Raw genomic sequence first — 17,043 nt, 5'->3', positions numbered from 1 at the left:
CATATAAATGTAGGGAGGAGGGGAGAGTATGCTGTCAAGGTGGTCAGGGAGTTTCCAGATTGCAGCGGTTTATGTAGGCACAGTCGTCGGTGCAGGATTTGCAACTGGAAAAGAGATTGTCGAGTTTTTTACCCGTTATGGCTTTTATGGCTTTATCGGGATTTTAATAGCAGGTTATATTTTCATTTTCACTGGAACGAAGATCATGCTCATTTCCGCAAGGATCAGAGCATCTTCATATGAGGAGTTCAATCAATTTCTTTTTGGCAGGAAAATAGCAGGAATCATCAACATCTTTTTCCTTATTATGCTGTTAGGGGTGACGGCTGTCATGATTTCGGGTTCAGGAGCCGTTTTCGAAGAACAACTCGGCGTGCCTAAAAGTTTAGGAAGTTGGTCTACGATCATACTGGCATCCTTGGTCCTGATGATGGGCATGCGCGGTGTTTTCACTGTGAACTCTTTTGTTGTACCAATCATGATCTGTTTTAGTTTAATCCTTTTTTTCTCGACTTTGGGTAATGGGGATTTCTTTAAGACCCTTACAAAAGTTCCTGATGAAGTGATCACCGTTAAAATGATTTTGTCACCATTTGCCTATACAGCCTTTAACCTTGCTTTGGCACAGGCTGTGCTGGTTCCGGTTGCGTATGAAGTTCGAGATGAGAAGGTCATTAAACATGGTGCAATCCTTGGAGGGATATTCCTAACGATCATTTTATTAACGGGGCATTTTTCACTTATGACACTTACTGACGTGAATAGTTATGAAATTCCTTCAGCAGTTATTATGAGAACGGCAGCCAGTCAGTTATATTGGATGTTCATTTTGGTGATTTACGGGGAGATATTCACTTCGGTCATCGGAAACATATATGGATTACAGAGGCAAATCAGCAGTTATATTAAATTGCCAAGCATGCTGATCATAGCGGTGATTTTTTTAATAGCTTTGATCATTAGTGAATTCGGATATGGAAGGTTACTAGGATATATTTATCCGGTTTTTGGATACATAAGCCTCCTTTTTTTAATGCTGGTCTGGAAAAGTAAGGAGGGAAAGGAGTAATAAAGGACGGGGGGCCTGTCCTTAGCCCTCCGTATCAGGGTAAAATGGATGTTCATCCTTTCATCAGCGTCTTAGCCATCTCTAGAAAAGCATCCCGGTAATCTCTATCTTTTTTCGTGAATATAGTTAAGCGGACGGGTGCTTTTTCATCCTTGAGCAATATGGAAGTGATCACATCATCCCCACTTTCCACTTCAAAGCCCGTGCCGCCCTCGACATCAAGTGAAGGATCCCTAATCGTTTCTGAAATGCTTTTCAGCTGGGCTTGAACATTTTTTTCCACCTCATCCCAATTGACATCCGCCTTCAACAATTCAATTCTCATAGAAATGGAGTCATCTTCAGTCAGGAACACAATATCCTTTCCTGGTTCTTCGGCACTTAATCTGAATTGTTGCAAAACATAGAGGCTGAACGGTTGATTATCACTTTTTTTTAGGAACGCTGTTTTTTCTTTTGCTTCCCCGTTAATTGTATACTGCAGGTTTTGCTCCATTAGTCTTACTTTGTTATCACTTCGGTTATTGCGATTATCTTCTTGAGAAGTATTACCTTCTTTCCCCTCTTTTACTGAATCTTCCTGTGGCTCATCTGCATTTTCGTCTATGGTCGTACCGCAGCCAGTCAGAAGAAAAGCGGCGAATGTGACACAGCCAAGATAACGTGTCCAACTAGTCATGTGTTTCCCTCATCTTTCTGATAGAAATTCCAATCTGAATTTGGATATACCTGCATCACATACAGGTGTTTTGCCCTTTAATGAATTAGACGGAATGAAATGGAAATGGTTACAAAAAGCGGGAGAATCAATTCGCACGATTGCTATAAAGTGAAAAACGGAATGGTCATCTAGTAACCATCCCGTTTGAGTACATTGAATTATCCTATGATTTTATAATTTTTATGGTTGACGACGGTTTTCTGTTCAAGTTCCAAATCACGATAATTTTCCATATACGTGACGTCCACGATTACTGAGTTCTCGTTCACTTTCTCGACGATTCCTTTTAAGCCTTCTCTAAATTCAATGATATTTCCAACTTCCGCTTTCTTCATGGTAATCATCCTTTCCCATTTTGTTTCCAATGATCAAAAAGTAACTATGGAGTAATTGGATTATTCGAACATCTTGCGGTTTAGATTTTGACGTGGGAAGTGCTAGTAAGAGAATTAGTTATCTCTTATGTCGGTACAGTAAGCTAAACTTTTTAAGGAAGGTGCAATTCTTAAAATGGAGCAACTGCAATGATTTGGCATAATTTGGCATATCTTGCAAACGCAGTTATGCATACCAGTATGTAATTCTATGTACAAAAAATGCCAATCATTTTACATTATGATATTTTACTATACAGTTTGCACTATTTTAAAGCATTCGTAAAGAATAATGTAGCAAGTGGGCCTCAAAAAATTCTGATTTATATTAAGTGGCAAGCTTATGTTAAAATGAAAACGGAATTTCTCCTGTCTGTATATGATTAAACATTTGATAATTAAGGAGGATAATATGATGAATGCAGAAGAAGCAAAAGATGTACTCGATAAACTGGCAAATCGTGAAATGGATGAATTCCGGATAACAAAAGAAGAATTTTTAGCTTTTCGTGAGGTTCTTGTTAAAAGGGAAGACTTTAAACATTTTCGGGGGAATGCTCAACATAACGGTGTGATAATTTATACGTATTTAGAAGAAGCGAGAAGTTGATGGATGTATATTTTGGGGGTGGCTCATGATTGAGCCACCCTAAATTATTTATAATGGAAAAATTAATTGTTTCCTTAATTTATTTAAAGCGGACCTTCTCCATGATTTGACGGCTGCTGCAGTAACTTGATATATCTCAGCGATTTCAGTCACCGTTTTATTTTCCAGGTATGTCTGTAAAAGCCAGCGTTGTTGATTCAGTGTCAATCCTTCCGTGTAGTTTAAGATATTATCGATGGCAAAGGCCTCTTCATGCATTGAAAAAGGATCCTTAATGTCTAATATGAAGGAATCACAGGGTTCGGTGCGGATTTCATATTTATGATGATGCTTTAATTCGTTCAGAATTTTGCCTTTGATTACCGTATAGGCATAGTTGGAGAACTGACCGTATTCCTCATCGAATTTCCCATATGACTCCCATAAAGCAATCAATCCTACTTGAAAATATTCTTCCTTATTTTTATAGATTGAAAGTGAGCGGATTATATGATGGATCATGGGCGTGAATTCAGACGTTAGTGCTGAGAAATCTTCCATTAAGCAAGCCACCTTTAGAAAGTGCACTTTCCTGTATTCCCGGGTGCTTCTACCATAAATAAATCGTTCGGCTAAAGCCAAATGGCATAAGGGGTTAATGGAAGGAATAAACAGTGGGTTTTAAAGGGATTAACGAGGATCTTATTAATAGGAAAATGTTGATTCAATTGAAATTGAATGAGGGGATGGCCAAATGAAAAACACATCCTTAGATTGGATGTGTTTTTCATTTAATGTAAAGCCATATATCATGGGGAGGTGTTCAGTTTGTCGACAAAAGGGGTTTCTGAAATCACTGAAACGATTATTTGAGGGTTTGTAAAAGGAACGTTGATTTCCACTTCAGGCACTCGCTTTCCGCGGGCGGTCCGGGAGCCTCCTCGGCGCTTTTTCGCCTGTGGGGTCTCCCTTAGACGCGCTTTTCCCGCAGGAGTCTCGTACCTTCCGTTCCAATCAACTGGACTCATCCCAAACCAAGTTTGAGACTAGCTTATCTTCAATGGTTTTTCTGTGATCCTCATTTGATTGAAGAAATTTGCGACACGCCTGCCGAAAAACTGGCTAGCCGAGATCCTCTAAATGCTTGCTTTGATGAGGCTCGGCAGACAGTCGGCGGAAAGGGAGCGGGTTTCTGAAATCAAGCTGGAACTATGTTAAATAAAAAAACTGCAGGCAAACTGATCCTCTTTTAAGCCCCTCTTATACGTTCTTAATTGTGATTTCCGAAGCGGGCATATAATTAAGCCATTGTATTTGTTAACTTTGCGATTTGCGGAATCCGGAATCCTGTGCGTCTTGTTCAGTACAAAACATTTCTTCTGGTTTCGTTATTTCGTAATATTGGCCCGAAGGAATGTGATAAATTTTATTGCCTTTAGAGTTTATATTCCCTTTAATTTGCGGGTTACTGCAAGACCCGGTGGGCTTTTCCACTGATGCTTCTTTTGACTTCGAATCATCAAACCCTTTTGAGGTTGCATAGTTTTCAATTGACCAAATACCGATTTCGTCTTTTTGGGCTTGTTTCTGAATATATTCCAATTCATCAAGATATTTCGTGTTCGGTGCATAAACATAGGCTACCCTGGCCAGTCCTTTTTCAAGCAGGAGTTTATTCACCATTTTACCATCAACATAAAAATAGGCCAGCAGCCGGCCATATTTATCTCTTTCACCTATGCCGGTTTCTACTTCCACTTTTGAACCCGCAGGCATGAGTTCCTTGGTGAATTTGCTTGCTTCAGGTCCAAAAGGCTGAACGGGCTTGGATGGGTGCACGGTTTCTGGAGTATCTACCAAAAGGAGCCTGACCGTTTCTTCATTTCCATTAGCCAATTTGATTTTTACTGTATCTCCGTCAACAACTTTGATGATCTCGGCTGTGAATGTCTTGCCATTTTCTTCATTTGAAGAATCCGCACTGGATCGGATATCTTCGTTGGAAATTGAATCTTCCTGTTTGGATTGATCAATCAGGTTATCTGATTCTGCCTGGCAGCCAGACAACGTGATCAGGCAAAGTGCAGTCAGGAGAAAAACATTCAGATAAGAATGTAAAAAGGAATTTCCGTTCATGATAAGTCCCTCCATTTACTAAAGTGTTTTCCACGTCCGTCATGGATATATTCGGCAGGAATAATACTAACCTATAAAAAAGCGAAAGAAAATGAAAATCATTGAAATTTTTACATGCATCGCTACCCCATATCATGATAGTTTCTTATAATGATATGGTGGAGTAAGGGAGGCGGGCGTGAAAAATGATATTTAGGCTTGAAAATATAAGGTATAAAGGGATCCTGAAAATTGATGATTTGAAAATACCCGCTTGTATGGTTACTTGCCTGACTGGGGAAAGCGGCGCAGGAAAAACCTCACTGCTCCGATTATTGAACAGGATGGATGACCCGGATAGCGGTTCGATCTATTATCGGGATCAGTTGCTGGATAAATTAAACCCGATAGAGCTCCGACGTAAAGTCACAATGCTTTCTCAGGCACCGTTCACTCTACCAGGTACGATTGAAGAAAATCTTCAGATTGGCCTGGAATTGACAGAACGGGAAAAAAAGGATAAAGCCGAATTAGTTAAAGCACTTGAAACCGTCCAGTTGCAGAAGTCTTTAGACGAGGGGGCGGAGAATCTTTCTGGCGGGGAGAAACAGAGGCTGGCACTAGCGAGGTTACTTTTATTGAAACCCGAGGTGTATTTACTGGATGAGCCGACTTCAGCTCTAGATGAGGAAGCCGAGCTGACGGTCATGAGCCGTTTTTTAGAAGAAGTAAAGCGGGAAAAAGGAACCGTCATCATGATAACCCATTCAAAACAGCTTGCGGAAATATGTGCTGAGAAGAGGATCGTTCTGAAAAAGGCGAAGGAGGGAGACTATTAATGGGGGCGAATGGGATAATAGATATTGAGTTCTGGCGTCTTTGTGCGGCCTACGTCTTTGTAGTAATTCTGCTAATAATAGTGAAATGGCGGGGGATTTCAAGGGAAAAGCAAATCATGCTCGCTACAGTACGGATGACGGTCCAACTCATTCTCGCCGGATATGTTTTGACATATATCTTTGAAAATCCCCATCCTTTACTTTCTTTAGGATTTTTATGTGCGATGGCCCTGTTTTCTATCCATAATATTTTTAAGCAAGTGTCCCACGCGCTTAATAAGAAAATCAAAAGGATGGTTATCCTAAGTATGTTGTCAGGTCCCATGGCTGCCTTGTTTTATTTTAATGTGGTCGTGATCCATTTCACGCCATGGTATGAACCGAGGTATTTCATTCCAATTGCAGGGATGATCGTGGGGAATGCCATGACTGGAGTGACATTGGCGCTTAAAAACCTCCATGATGGGATTAGCAGTAATCGAGAAAAGGTAGAAGCGATGTTGATGCTTGGAGCGACTCCGGCGAGGGCTGTGAAGAAATATGTGGATGCTGCATTCGACTCTGCAGTGCTCCCGACTTTGAACAATATGCTCGGGATGGGGATTATCTTTCTTCCAGGAATGATGACAGGACAAATCCTGTCGGGGATAAGCCCGCTCATCGCTATTGAATACCAGATTGCGATACTAATCGGGATTCTTGGAAGTGTTTCATTAACGGTGGTCCTTTTCATTATGCTGAGTTTCAGGGCTTTTTTCACCAAAAATGCACAGCTTTCCATTTAATATTGAAGAATCTGAAAAGTAATAGTTGCAGTTCCATCTATATTTTTGTACTATTTTTTAGGTACCAGATAGTTTTGGTTTGTTTGTTGGGAATGATAATGCTATTCTGATAAGGAAAAGGGTATTTCTTTTTTTCATATCTTTCCTGATTGGGTAGAGAAAACCCCTTACATAACCTATTTTTGTTAATTTATCTTAAAGGAGATTGATTTATATGGTAGAAAAAACATTTACAGTAACTGCAGAAACAGGAATTCATGCTCGTCCGGCTACATTGCTTGTACAAGCTGCAGGAAAATTTGATTCAGAAATAAATCTTGCTTATAAAGAGAAAAAAGTGAATCTTAAGTCCATTATGGGTGTAATGTCACTAGGTATCGGCAAAGGTGCGGAAATTACGATTTCTGCTGAAGGAAGCGATGAAAATGATGCATTAAACACACTTGCTGAAACGTTGAACAGAGAAGGATTAGCAGAATAATGTCCACTTTGATTAGTGGGATAGCAGCTTCAAACGGAATAGCCATCGCTAAAGCCTATCGACTGACTGAGCCAGATTTATCGATTGAAAAAAGAAGCATAGAAGATGTCGGGGCGGAAATATCCCGTTTTAAGGAAGCTATTCAAAAGTCAACAAATGAATTGGAGATAATCAGGGATAAAGCCGAAAAGGATTTAGGGGCAGATAAAGCCGCTATCTTTGATGCACACCTGCTTGTTTTGGCTGATCCGGAACTTATAACTCCAATTCAGGATAAAATACAATCGGAAAATGTCAACGCCGAGTTTTCCTTAAATGAAACCGCAAGCATGTTCATTACGATGTTTGAACAAATGGATAATGAATACATGCAGGAACGTGCAGCGGATATCCGTGATGTCACGAAACGGGTGCTGTCACATCTTTTAGGTGTTCATATTCCAAATCCGAGCATGATTGCTGAAGAAGTGATCATCATTGCGGAGGATTTGACTCCATCCGATACAGCACAGTTGAATCCGGCATATGTCAAAGGATTTACGACCGATATCGGTGGACGTACATCCCATTCAGCCATAATGGCACGTTCTTTGGAAATTCCAGCAGTCGTTGGAGCGAAGTCAGTGACCTCGTCTATCGAAAATGGTGACTTGGTCATTATTGACGGGTTAAAGGGTGAAGTACACATCAATCCTACTCCTGAACTCGTGAAACGCTATGAAGAGGAACAGGAAGCTTATGCTATGCAAAAGGCCGAATGGGCGAAACTGGTTCATGAACAAACCGTTACAAATGATGGTCATCATGTGGAATTGGCAGCCAATATTGGTACGCCGAAAGATCTGGAGGGTGTACATCAAAATGGCGGTGAAGGCATCGGGCTATATCGTACGGAATTTCTTTATATGGGCAGAAATGACTTTCCAAGTGAAGAAGAACAGTTCGAGGCATACAAAGCGGTGCTCGAAGGAATGTCAGGTAAGCCTGTAGTCGTCAGAACGCTTGATATAGGCGGAGACAAGGAGTTGCCTTATTTAGAGCTTCCTAAGGAAATGAATCCTTTCCTTGGATACCGTGCGATACGTCTTTGCTTAAATGAGCAGGAGATTTTCCGGACTCAGCTCCGTGCCCTGCTTCGTGCAAGCATTTACGGAGATTTGAAAATCATGTTCCCGATGATTGCCACACTAGCTGAATTCCGCGAAGCTAAAGCCGTCTTGGCTGAAGTTAGGCAGGAATTGCTTGATAATGGTGTTCAAGTTGCCGAAAAAATTGAAGTCGGTATCATGGTTGAAATCCCTTCAACTGCAGTGATGGCGGATATATTTGCTAAGGAAGTCGATTTCTTCAGCATAGGCACTAATGACTTGATCCAGTATACGATGGCCGCTGACCGAATGAATGAGAGAGTATCTTATTTATATCAACCATACAATCCAGCGATTTTACGCCTGGTTAAAATGGTCATAGATGCAGCTCATAAAGAAGGGAAATGGGCCGGAATGTGCGGGGAAATGGCTGGAGATGAAGTTGCCATCCCGATTTTGATCGGATTGGGCCTTGATGAATTCTCAATGAGTGCCACTTCGATTTTAAAAGCACGTTCTTTAATTAGCCAACTTTCGCTTGACGAGATGAAAAAACTATCTCAGGAAGTTTTAGGGCTGGATACGAATGATAATGTGAAAGAAGCGGTACTTAACGCATTGAAGAAGTAAATAAATGAGGAAAAACGCACCCCATCCACAGAACCTTCGGATGGGGTGCTGTTCTGTAATTTTTGCTTGATCATTTGAGGAAAAATGTTTATTGCACCAAAATAGGGGTAAATAAAAAGCAAGCACAGTTGTTTAGCTCTATTAGGGCAGCTGACATTCTCTTTTCCCCCTTTGACGTCGGTTGGGTTATCCAACCGGCTATTTTTTTGTAAATAAAAAAATCATAAGAATGATTATTCAGATTTTTCACTTTACGGTAATGACGATATAATGGAATTATAATTTTAAGAAAATGGAGGTTAGATATTATATGGAATTACATTTGGAAAAGAAAAATGCTTTGATTTTAGCTTCAAGTCAAGGTTTGGGGAAAGCTATGGCAGCTGAATTGGTTAAAGAAGGAGCAAATGTCATGCTAGCCAGCCGCGATGGAGAAAAGCTTGCCGCCGTGCAAAGGGAATTATCGCAGCTTGGGGCGGGTAAAGTTTCTTATTTGGTAACGGATATAACTAAAGCTGAAGATATTAAAAACTTGGTTGGGCAAACTGCTAAAGAGTTCGGCGGTATCGACATTCTTATTAATAACGCCGGAGGTCCTCCAGGGGGTTCATTTACAGATTTCAACGATGAAGAATGGCAACAATCTTTCGAACTTAATTTACTAAGCTTCATAAGGACGATCCGTGAGAGCTTGCCACATTTAAAAAAACAGGGCGGGAAAATCGTTAATATTGCTTCTTCATCCATTAAGGAACCGATTCCAGGATTGATTTTATCGAATACATTCCGGACTGCAATCGTTGGATTGTCAAAGACGTTAGCTTCAGAATTAGCACCAGACGGGATATTGATCAATACAGTTGGACCAGGAAGAATCGCAACGGACCGCGTTCAGCACCTTGATAAAATGAATGCTGAGAAACAAGGCGTCACTCCTGAGGAGGTGACTGAACAATCCATTAACAAAATCCCTCTTGGCCGTTATGGGGAACCCGAGGAATTTGCAAAGTTCGTTACTTTCCTTGTTTCAGGTGCTAATACATATTTAACGGGGCAGTCCTATTTAGTTGACGGAGGATTGATAAAGTCCATTTAAGGATTTTTGAAACAAAATGATTGGGAGGAATCTGCAGTGATGCAATCGAACAAAGTGATCGGCTTCATAGGTTTAGGAGTTATGGGAAAAAGCATGGCCGCAAATCTACTTAAGGCGGGATTTGAGGTATTTGTTTATACAAGGACGAAAGATAAGGCAAGTGAACTGCTCTCACAGGGTGCGAAGTGGGCATCTGCACCTAAGGAAATTGCGCAGAAAGCTAATGTGATCATTTCCATGGTAGGATACCCTAGTGATGTGGAAGAAATCTATCTTGGGGAAAATGGGCTTATCGAGAACGGGAAACAAGGAACCCATTTAATCGATATGACGACCTCCACTCCATCTTTGGCAGTGAAAATAGCAGAGGAAGCCAAGAAAAGAGGCATGGAATCATTGGATGCACCGGTTTCCGGAGGAGATATCGGTGCTCGTGATGCAAAGCTTACGATCATGGTCGGCGGGTCTAGTGAGGCATTTGAAGCGGTCCGGCCCATTTTTGATATCATTGGCAGCAATGTTGTCCATCAAGGCCCGGCTGGTTCAGGACAGCATACGAAAATGTGTAATCAAATCGCCATTGCATCTAATATGATCGGAGTGACTGAAGCGATTTCCTATGCCAAAAAGGCGGGGTTGGATCCGGAACGGGTTTTAAGAAGCATATCATCGGGTTCTGCCGGAAGCTGGTCACTGTCCAATCTTGTACCGCGGATGGTTGAAGGGGATTTTGAACCTGGTTTTTATATCAAGCATTTTATCAAGGATATGAAGATTGCACTTGATGAAGCGGAAAGAATGGGAATGGACGCTCCTGGATTAAGCCTGAGCAAATCCCTATATGAGAGGCTGGCAAAAGCTGGCGAGGAAAATAGCGGTACACAGGCATTATATAAACATTATAATTAAGTGCTAGCATTTCTTTATCATGAATAAGCTGATAGCGACAGCCTTTACAAAAAGGAGTGAAAGCTATGGGCGAATTTGATGATATCAATATGAAATTCCAGGAATTAGAAGATGGTCGATATATTGTAAGGATTGAAGGTTTTAAACGAGAAAAAACCATTCATCAAACAAAGCCCATTCGTTGGGACCTGAAATTAATGAATGAAAGTCCGCTAATCTTGCCGGTGAAATTCAGTCATATCGAAACGAATGCTGGTTTTCAGATCCTGATGCGCGAATTGAAGAGTTTAGGTTTTTCAAAGCCGCGCTCCGCAAAGGAATTTGAAGAAGTGATGGCTGATTTACTTGGGTCCATCGTTGAAGTGAGCCTTACCACGACAAATAAGGAAGAAGGCTATCGGGAAATTCGTTTTTTACGGAGATTGTATTAGTTGACAGGCTTGGTGAAAACCTTCGGTAGCCTGACATCTTTGAAAATAGGAAATTGGCCTTCAATTGTTCATTCAATTGAAGGCCAATTTTTTTTCGATCATTTTATAGCTAAAAAAGCTTCAATACGGTCCAAAGCCTTTTCCAGGGTTTCCATGGAATAGGCATAAGATATCCTGAAGTACCCTTCGCCAAGGGGAGAGAAGGCATCTCCAGGGACCACTGCAACTTTTTCCTGTTGAACAAGCTTGAGGCAAAAATCAAGGGAAGAAGCATAGCCTTCAGGCAGCTTTATAAAGAAGTAAAAGGCACCATTTGGTTTGACTATTTCCAGTTTCATCGCTTGTAAGCGACTGTATACGTATTCCCGTCTCCGTGCATACTCAATCTTCATAGGGATGGCATCATCTCTGCCTGCCGTCAATGCTGCCAAAGCAGCTCTCTGCGATATGGAGGCGGCACAAGTCACATTGTATTGATGAACCTTCAGGATGTGCTGAGAGATGGCTACAGGCGCAAACAGAAGGCCAATTCTCCACCCGGTCATGGAATGGGACTTGGACAATCCGTTCAGGACGATGGTTTGTTCTTTTAAGAAAGTGGCAATCGAAACATGCTCCTGATCGAATACCAGTTCACTGTATATCTCATCGGCCAGTATGAAGATGTCCTTGCCTCTTACAAGTTCGGCAATATCCAATAATTCTTCGGCAGATAATGTAACCCCGGTCGGATTCGATGGATAGGGCAGAACGATGCACCGAGTATGATCAGTTATGTACTTTTCAATTATATCAGCAGTCAAACGAAATCCATTTTTTGTTGTATCGGCATAAACAGGTGTTGCACCGCACATCTTAATGATGGGTTCGTATCCCGGATATACTGGACCCGGTAATATTACTTCGTTCCCTGGGATGAGGATCGTTCGAAAGGTAATGTCTATACCTTCGCTGGCACCAGAGGTCACTAGGACTTCATCCGCCGGATCATAGCTAAGCTTGTATTTATCCTTTACATATTTTGAAGCGGCTTCCCTTAATTCCAGATAGCCGGCATTGTGAGTATAAACGGTGTAGTCATTATCGATGGCTTGTTTTGCTGCTTCTTTAATATGCATTGGAGTTGGAAAGTCAGGCTGTCCTATCGTTAAGGAAATGGTGCCTTCGATATCAGCGACCATATTGTAGAATTTACGGATTCCTGATATTTGAACGTCTTTTACTAGAGGGTTTATTAAATGTTCCATCTATGAATATCCTCCCTTTTCTTACTACATGAATTATGTACTATGTTTGACCCATTCATTCTATTTTATCATTTAGTTTGGATGGGGGAGAAAACTTTTTGAGATTAATGAATTAAAGGTATAATGTATGATAAGAAAATTTTGAGGGTTGATACATATGATAAGGACTTGCGCAATTACTTCTAATCAAGAAGTCAGTTTTGGTTTACCGCTAACGGATATGAATAATCCGGATATCGAGTGGTACTGGGTGGATTTTTCCAACCCCACAAACAAGGAAATTGAATTTTTATCCAATCATTTTCACTTTCATCCGCTGGCAATTGAAGACTGCCTGGATGATTTTAACCAACGTCCCAAAATGGATTTTTATGAGGGCTACCAATTTCTTGTGATTCATGCGCTAAGGGAGAAGGTATTTAAAGCAGTGGAGTTGGATATGTTTGTTGGTGAAAAATGGATAGTCAGTTTTCATAAGGAAGATATGCTTGAACTGGAAAAGGTATGGGAAGAAATTGCTGGTAATAAAATGTTGAAGCAAAGTCCCTTTTTCTTGATGCATAGGATAATTGACAGGATCGTCGATGAATTTTTCCCACCTGTTTATAAAATTGAAAGCGAATTGGGTAGCATTGAGGAAAATACTGAAAATGACACGATTAACGAATTGATGGATCAGCTTTTCGATTTACGTACAGATATGTCCAGGCTCCGTCGGACCATATTGCCAATGCGTGATTTATTATACAGAATGATTTCATCAGAGCGTCTGAAATACTTGAAAGATCAGCACCTTTATTTTAATGATGTGTACGATCATCTTCTTAAATTGACTGAAATGCTTGAATCCTATCGAGATTTTTCTTCCGATATCCGTGATAGTTATTTGTCTGTGAACTCTAATAATATGAATTCAACGATGATGACATTGACTGTCATCACTACCATTTTCATGCCGCTGACATTCATAGTGGGCGTATATGGGATGAATTTTGAATATATGCCGGAATTAAATTGGCATTATGGCTATTTCCTCATTCTTGGAATGATGGGCGGAATTGCCTTGATGATGTTTTTATTCTTTGTTAAAAAAGGTTGGCTCAATCCAAAGAAAAGGTCGCGAAAAAGATGAAAAGACTCAACTGACCTGCTATTCTAAGTTTCAGTTGAGAAATTGGGGAGAATGCTGGATTTTGTTTCCGCAGCGAGAATATCATTGGAAGGGCTGCAGGGCGTTAATTTGCGACCATCCAATCAGGTTTGTTTTATCCATGTCAGTTATATCATGGAGGGGTTTATATCGAAGAGACAGGCCTTACGATCGATATGGTGGCCGGAATGGCAGTGGTGAAATGAGCTTGGAAAAAGGGGGACTCTGATGGGTCCCTTTTTAGTTTGGCTTTAATTAATAATCACTTCTTGATTCTTTTTTATTCTTGCTCTAAACAAAAGAAATATTTAACCGAATTATTAGGTATGAGTTCATTGATAAAACCATGATATTTTTCCTAGCGGTTAATTGACTTATGGAATTATGAAAATGAAAAAGTAGAAGGGCGAGATGAAACAATGGAAGCAAATAAAGGAATATTACTGGAAAGTGGAACGAATGAGCTAGAGATAGTGGAATTCGGTCTCGGAAAAAATAAATTCGGCATTAATGTAATTAAGGTGAGGGAAATCATTAATCCTGTCCCCATCACGCTTGTCCCTCATTCCCATCCAAATGTGGAGGGGATCATTGAGCTTCGCGGAGAAGTCCTGCCAGTTGTGAATGTGGCGGATGCTTTAGGATTTCCGACATCTGAAACTCCTGAGCAGGATAAATTCATAGTGGCTGAATTCAATCAGCAAAAAGTGGTTTTCCATGTACATACCGTAACACAGATCCACCGTATTTCCTGGTCCCAAATCGAAAAGCCTTCGGATATGTATCAAGGCCTTGAAAGTCAGATTATCGGAGTAATAAAATTAAATAGTGAAATGTTACTGTTACTCGATTTTGAAAAAATAGTGGTCGAAATCAATCCAGAATCAGGAATAAACATCCAACAGGTTAAAAAGCTTGGTATTCGGCAAAATTCAGACAAGAGAATCCTGATTGCAGAAGATTCTCCTTTACTGAGAAAGCTGCTGTTTGATACATTGTCAGAAGCTGGATTCAAGTACTTGGAGTTTTATGAAAATGGACTTGATGCATTTAATTATCTGGAGAATTTAATTGAATCAGGAAAAGTGGTTGAAGATGAAGTGCAACTGGTGATTACCGATATTGAGATGCCTCAAATGGATGGACATCATTTGACTAGAAGAATAAAGGAAAACGGGGAACTCGCTGGGTTGCCGGTGATTATTTTCTCTTCTTTGATTACTGAAAGCCTGCGTCATAAAGGTCAGGTTGTAGGGGCTGATGCACAAATCAGCAAGCCTGAAATTGCAGAGCTTATAAAGTTGATAGACAGATTGGTATTATGAATGTGAAAACGGGCCGATGAGGCGTTACCTCACGGCCCGTTTGGTTTATCAATAATCAATACTTGGAACCTTTTCCTAAAAAGGAGGATGGGAATGGATTGTGAAAAGGTTGCTTGACCGACCCACGCCCGTGAGCCCTTTTCTCGGTGTTGGTAGGGTTCGGTTGCTTTTCACCTGCTTGTCCAACGTAAGATTGCAGGATCTGTTTTGCCTTGGATAATGACAACGCGGCTTTAGGATTCCGTATGGAGGCTGCCCGGCTGCCGAGGTGGGGCAGTTTTTTCAAATCTTCCTTAGTGGGAGGTAAATGAAAAACATATGATCCGCATTCGACAATGACGTCGGATTGTTGTGCTGCAAAGCGAGGGTTATCAGAGAAATGAAGTCCAATCTTCTTCGCTTTTCCTTCTTGCATAAGCTTGCTTAATGCGAGCCGTTTTAAATTATATAAATTCTTGGGCTCCAATGCAGTCTTTGCGTGTTTATTGACAATAAACACGGCTTGGGCAAGGGAGTTTATCGAAAACTCATCCCTTTCAGAATGTCCTTTCGTTTGGTTCATTATGGAAACTCCTTTTCTTAATAAGGTTAGAAGGACGTTACAAACAGACTTCCTTCAGTAAAAACCTGTTTTTATATATTGGTTGAAATAGAGACGTGTGTGCAACCAGGCAGAAAATAGTGAAAAAATAATGCATGTACATCTCTAGGGTATGACCAGCATTTCCCAACACTTTACCATCTATTCATTTTCATATTATACCACTTCAAAATATATAGGGAAGTAAAATTCAATCGGACGCCTTTTGGTCCAAGAAAAAGAAGGCGTTTATGTCGCCTTCTGTCCAACCTTTATTGAGTGTATATATTGATATTTTCAGATACCCCTGCCTGTGCGCCGAATTGTTGCTGCTGGTAACCCTGAAAGCCTTGATAAGCAGGGTACGCAGGATAAGCGGGGTAAGGAGGGTAAGCGGGCGGGTATGGAGGAGGATATGGAGGATAGACAGGTGGACGGTTATTGAATAGCAACGGTCCAATTGCCAACCCTGCAACAAAAGCTACAGGCGCCAATAGCGGAAAGAAAGGAAAGAAGCGCTCGTCATTCCAATATTCAGGTCCATATTCATTCCCATATGCATTTCTGTAATCGTTCTGTAGCATTAAGGTCTGCGGATAATGGTAGTAAGGAAAATACTGTGTTTGCATAATTAGCCTCCTTTTCTCAAATTCTTTACATAGTATGGATTTTTTTAAGAAAAGAGCCTGTTTCATCTTAATCTGTTATAATGAATCTACTTATGAGAAAAATTTGGGGGGACCTTAATGGATCGGTTTAAAGGCATTTTTGCAGTCGGTTTTGGAGGAGCGGCTGGAGCGATATTGCGTTATTGCGTAATCTTGACTGCTGGCCATACCTTCTTCCCGTTTGGAACCCTCTTAATAAATATAGTAGGCAGCTTTTTACTTGGAATGATCAATGGCTATATCGCCTTGAAAAAGAAATCGCTTGTTTTTTTAGCGCTGGGCAGCGGGTTTTGCGGCGGTTTCACCACGATGTCCACATTTTCCCAAGAAGTGGTGAATCTACTGCAGACTTCTCTGCCATTGGCGGGACTGTATCTTGGTTCCACGCTTTTTTTTGGTTTGGTCGCTGGTTTCCTCGGACTGGGCCTTTTTAATAGACAGAGAGGTGAGTCCCTTTGATTGAGGTTCTTTCAGTTTTTATAGGAGGCTTTTTTGGGGCTGCCTCTAGATATGTCTTGCAGATTATTTTTAATAGGCTATTGCCAGCCGTCTCGATACCAATTAGCATTTTACTGATTAACCTTATAGGTTCCTTTGGGCTGGGAATGGCGTTGCCACAGAAAGAAAGCTGGGCTTTATCTTTGCAGGTTTTTCTGACAATAGGTTTCCTGGGGGCTTTTACGACCTTTTCGACATTCAGTATGGAAACACTTGAACTTATTAGAAAACACCGATATATAGATAGCCTGATCTATATATCGGTGTCTGTTTTAGGTTGTATCGGCACTTTCCTGAGTGGGTATTTAATTATGGTATAACCTTAATGGCAATTACCATTGGTATTGGTGAAAAAAACCTGGTTTTCTCAGATATACTTCTAATGCTATAATTCATAGGAGTCCATTACGAATGATATGGCAACAAGTTGTTTTATTCGCACAGGTTT

General features: G+C 40.7%; 20 protein-coding genes. 13 read left to right on the top strand and 7 right to left on the bottom strand.

Features of this window, described 5'->3' with window-relative positions; translation table 11 throughout:
* Positions 1 to 28 precede the first annotated feature (28 nt).
* On the top strand, positions 29 to 1,069 hold the full coding sequence (locus BS1321_RS05290) for a YkvI family membrane protein (protein WP_063232023.1): 1,041 nt from the start codon (positions 29 to 31) through the stop codon (positions 1,067 to 1,069).
* A 52-nt stretch (positions 1,070 to 1,121) separates the two neighbouring features.
* On the opposite strand, the gene BS1321_RS05285 is transcribed toward BS1321_RS05290, so the two are convergent.
* Complete coding sequence (locus tag BS1321_RS05285) at positions 1,122 to 1,748, bottom strand: hypothetical protein (RefSeq protein ID WP_063232022.1); 627 nt, start codon at positions 1,746 to 1,748, stop codon at positions 1,122 to 1,124.
* A gap of 200 nt (positions 1,749 to 1,948) precedes the next feature.
* Positions 1,949 to 2,125 (bottom strand): YkvS family protein, encoded by a 177-nt coding sequence (locus BS1321_RS05280; RefSeq protein ID WP_064505160.1) that lies wholly within the window; start codon positions 2,123 to 2,125, stop codon positions 1,949 to 1,951.
* A 454-nt stretch (positions 2,126 to 2,579) separates the two neighbouring features.
* Between BS1321_RS05280 and BS1321_RS05275 the strand changes: the two genes are divergently transcribed.
* The gene (locus tag BS1321_RS05275; RefSeq protein ID WP_063232021.1) at positions 2,580 to 2,774 is read left to right on the top strand and encodes a hypothetical protein; all 195 of its coding nucleotides are present in this window, start codon (positions 2,580 to 2,582) and stop codon (positions 2,772 to 2,774) included.
* A 48-nt stretch (positions 2,775 to 2,822) separates the two neighbouring features.
* On the opposite strand, the gene BS1321_RS05270 is transcribed toward BS1321_RS05275, so the two are convergent.
* Both BS1321_RS05270 and BS1321_RS05265 read right to left on the bottom strand, forming a co-directional pair.
* Entirely contained in the window at positions 2,823 to 3,314 is a 492-nt protein-coding gene (locus BS1321_RS05270) for a sigma-70 family RNA polymerase sigma factor (protein WP_063232020.1), read from the bottom strand.
* A gap of 756 nt (positions 3,315 to 4,070) precedes the next feature.
* Positions 4,071 to 4,889 (bottom strand): thermonuclease family protein, encoded by an 819-nt coding sequence (locus BS1321_RS05265; RefSeq protein WP_069981670.1) that lies wholly within the window; start codon positions 4,887 to 4,889, stop codon positions 4,071 to 4,073.
* Positions 4,890 to 5,077: 188 nt separating this feature from the next.
* On the opposite strand from BS1321_RS05265, the gene BS1321_RS05260 reads away from it, so the two are divergent.
* The 7 genes from BS1321_RS05260 to BS1321_RS05230 all read left to right on the top strand — a co-directional run bounded on the left by BS1321_RS05260 (position 5,078) and on the right by BS1321_RS05230 (position 11,127).
* Positions 5,078 to 5,707 carry an ABC transporter ATP-binding protein gene (locus tag BS1321_RS05260; protein WP_069981675.1) on the top strand — a complete coding sequence of 210 codons (630 nt, stop codon included), beginning with the start codon at positions 5,078 to 5,080 and terminating at the stop codon, positions 5,705 to 5,707.
* Entirely contained in the window at positions 5,707 to 6,492 is a 786-nt protein-coding gene (locus tag BS1321_RS05255; protein WP_063232018.1) for an ABC transporter permease, read from the top strand. The genes BS1321_RS05260 and BS1321_RS05255 overlap by 1 nt, the downstream gene beginning before the upstream one ends.
* Positions 6,493 to 6,706: 214 nt before the next feature.
* Entirely contained in the window at positions 6,707 to 6,973 is a 267-nt protein-coding gene (locus tag BS1321_RS05250; RefSeq protein WP_034314127.1) for a phosphocarrier protein HPr, read from the top strand.
* Complete coding sequence (ptsP, locus tag BS1321_RS05245) at positions 6,973 to 8,691, top strand: phosphoenolpyruvate--protein phosphotransferase (RefSeq protein WP_063232017.1); 1,719 nt, start codon at positions 6,973 to 6,975, stop codon at positions 8,689 to 8,691. The genes BS1321_RS05250 and ptsP overlap by 1 nt, the downstream gene beginning before the upstream one ends.
* Positions 8,692 to 9,001: 310 nt before the next feature.
* Positions 9,002 to 9,787 (top strand): SDR family oxidoreductase, encoded by a 786-nt coding sequence (locus BS1321_RS05240; RefSeq protein WP_063232016.1) that lies wholly within the window; start codon positions 9,002 to 9,004, stop codon positions 9,785 to 9,787.
* Positions 9,788 to 9,826: 39 nt separating this feature from the next.
* Positions 9,827 to 10,696 (top strand): NAD(P)-dependent oxidoreductase, encoded by an 870-nt coding sequence (locus BS1321_RS05235; protein WP_063232015.1) that lies wholly within the window; start codon positions 9,827 to 9,829, stop codon positions 10,694 to 10,696.
* A 65-nt stretch (positions 10,697 to 10,761) separates the two neighbouring features.
* The gene (locus BS1321_RS05230) at positions 10,762 to 11,127 is read left to right on the top strand and encodes a hypothetical protein (RefSeq protein WP_034314117.1); all 366 of its coding nucleotides are present in this window, start codon (positions 10,762 to 10,764) and stop codon (positions 11,125 to 11,127) included.
* 98 nt (positions 11,128 to 11,225) lie between these two features.
* On the opposite strand, the gene BS1321_RS05225 is transcribed toward BS1321_RS05230, so the two are convergent.
* Positions 11,226 to 12,374 carry an aminotransferase A gene (locus BS1321_RS05225; protein WP_063232014.1) on the bottom strand — a complete coding sequence of 383 codons (1,149 nt, stop codon included), beginning with the start codon at positions 12,372 to 12,374 and terminating at the stop codon, positions 11,226 to 11,228.
* A gap of 157 nt (positions 12,375 to 12,531) precedes the next feature.
* Between BS1321_RS05225 and corA the strand changes: the two genes are divergently transcribed.
* Together corA and BS1321_RS05215 are read left to right on the top strand one after the other, a co-directional pair.
* Positions 12,532 to 13,506 (top strand): magnesium/cobalt transporter CorA, encoded by a 975-nt coding sequence (corA, locus tag BS1321_RS05220; protein ID WP_063232013.1) that lies wholly within the window; start codon positions 12,532 to 12,534, stop codon positions 13,504 to 13,506.
* 437 nt (positions 13,507 to 13,943) lie between these two features.
* Positions 13,944 to 14,849: a chemotaxis protein gene (locus BS1321_RS05215; protein ID WP_063232012.1), complete on the top strand. Its 906-nt coding sequence runs from the start codon at positions 13,944 to 13,946 to the stop codon at positions 14,847 to 14,849.
* Positions 14,850 to 14,904: 55 nt separating this feature from the next.
* Here BS1321_RS05215 and BS1321_RS05210 read toward each other — a convergent pair whose 3' ends face one another.
* Positions 14,905 to 15,411, bottom strand: a complete 507-nt coding sequence (locus tag BS1321_RS05210; protein WP_063232011.1) for a YkyB family protein — start codon at positions 15,409 to 15,411, stop codon at positions 14,905 to 14,907.
* A 290-nt stretch (positions 15,412 to 15,701) separates the two neighbouring features.
* Positions 15,702 to 16,013 (bottom strand): hypothetical protein, encoded by a 312-nt coding sequence (locus BS1321_RS27790; RefSeq protein WP_375781428.1) that lies wholly within the window; start codon positions 16,011 to 16,013, stop codon positions 15,702 to 15,704.
* Positions 16,014 to 16,175: 162 nt separating this feature from the next.
* Between BS1321_RS27790 and BS1321_RS05200 the strand changes: the two genes are divergently transcribed.
* A complete protein-coding gene (locus BS1321_RS05200) occupies positions 16,176 to 16,556 on the top strand; it encodes a fluoride efflux transporter FluC (RefSeq protein ID WP_063232010.1) in 381 nt (126 codons plus the stop codon).
* Complete coding sequence (crcB, locus tag BS1321_RS05195; protein WP_063232009.1) at positions 16,553 to 16,915, top strand: fluoride efflux transporter CrcB; 363 nt, start codon at positions 16,553 to 16,555, stop codon at positions 16,913 to 16,915. The genes BS1321_RS05200 and crcB overlap by 4 nt, the downstream gene beginning before the upstream one ends.
* Positions 16,916 to 17,043: the final 128 nt, after the last annotated feature.

Source organism: Peribacillus simplex NBRC 15720 = DSM 1321, assembly GCF_002243645.1.
GTDB classification, from domain to species: Bacteria; Bacillota; Bacilli; order Bacillales; family DSM-1321; genus Peribacillus; species Peribacillus simplex.
The sequence above is the reverse complement of the archived record's forward strand: the minus strand, read 5'-3'. Positions and strand labels throughout refer to the sequence as shown.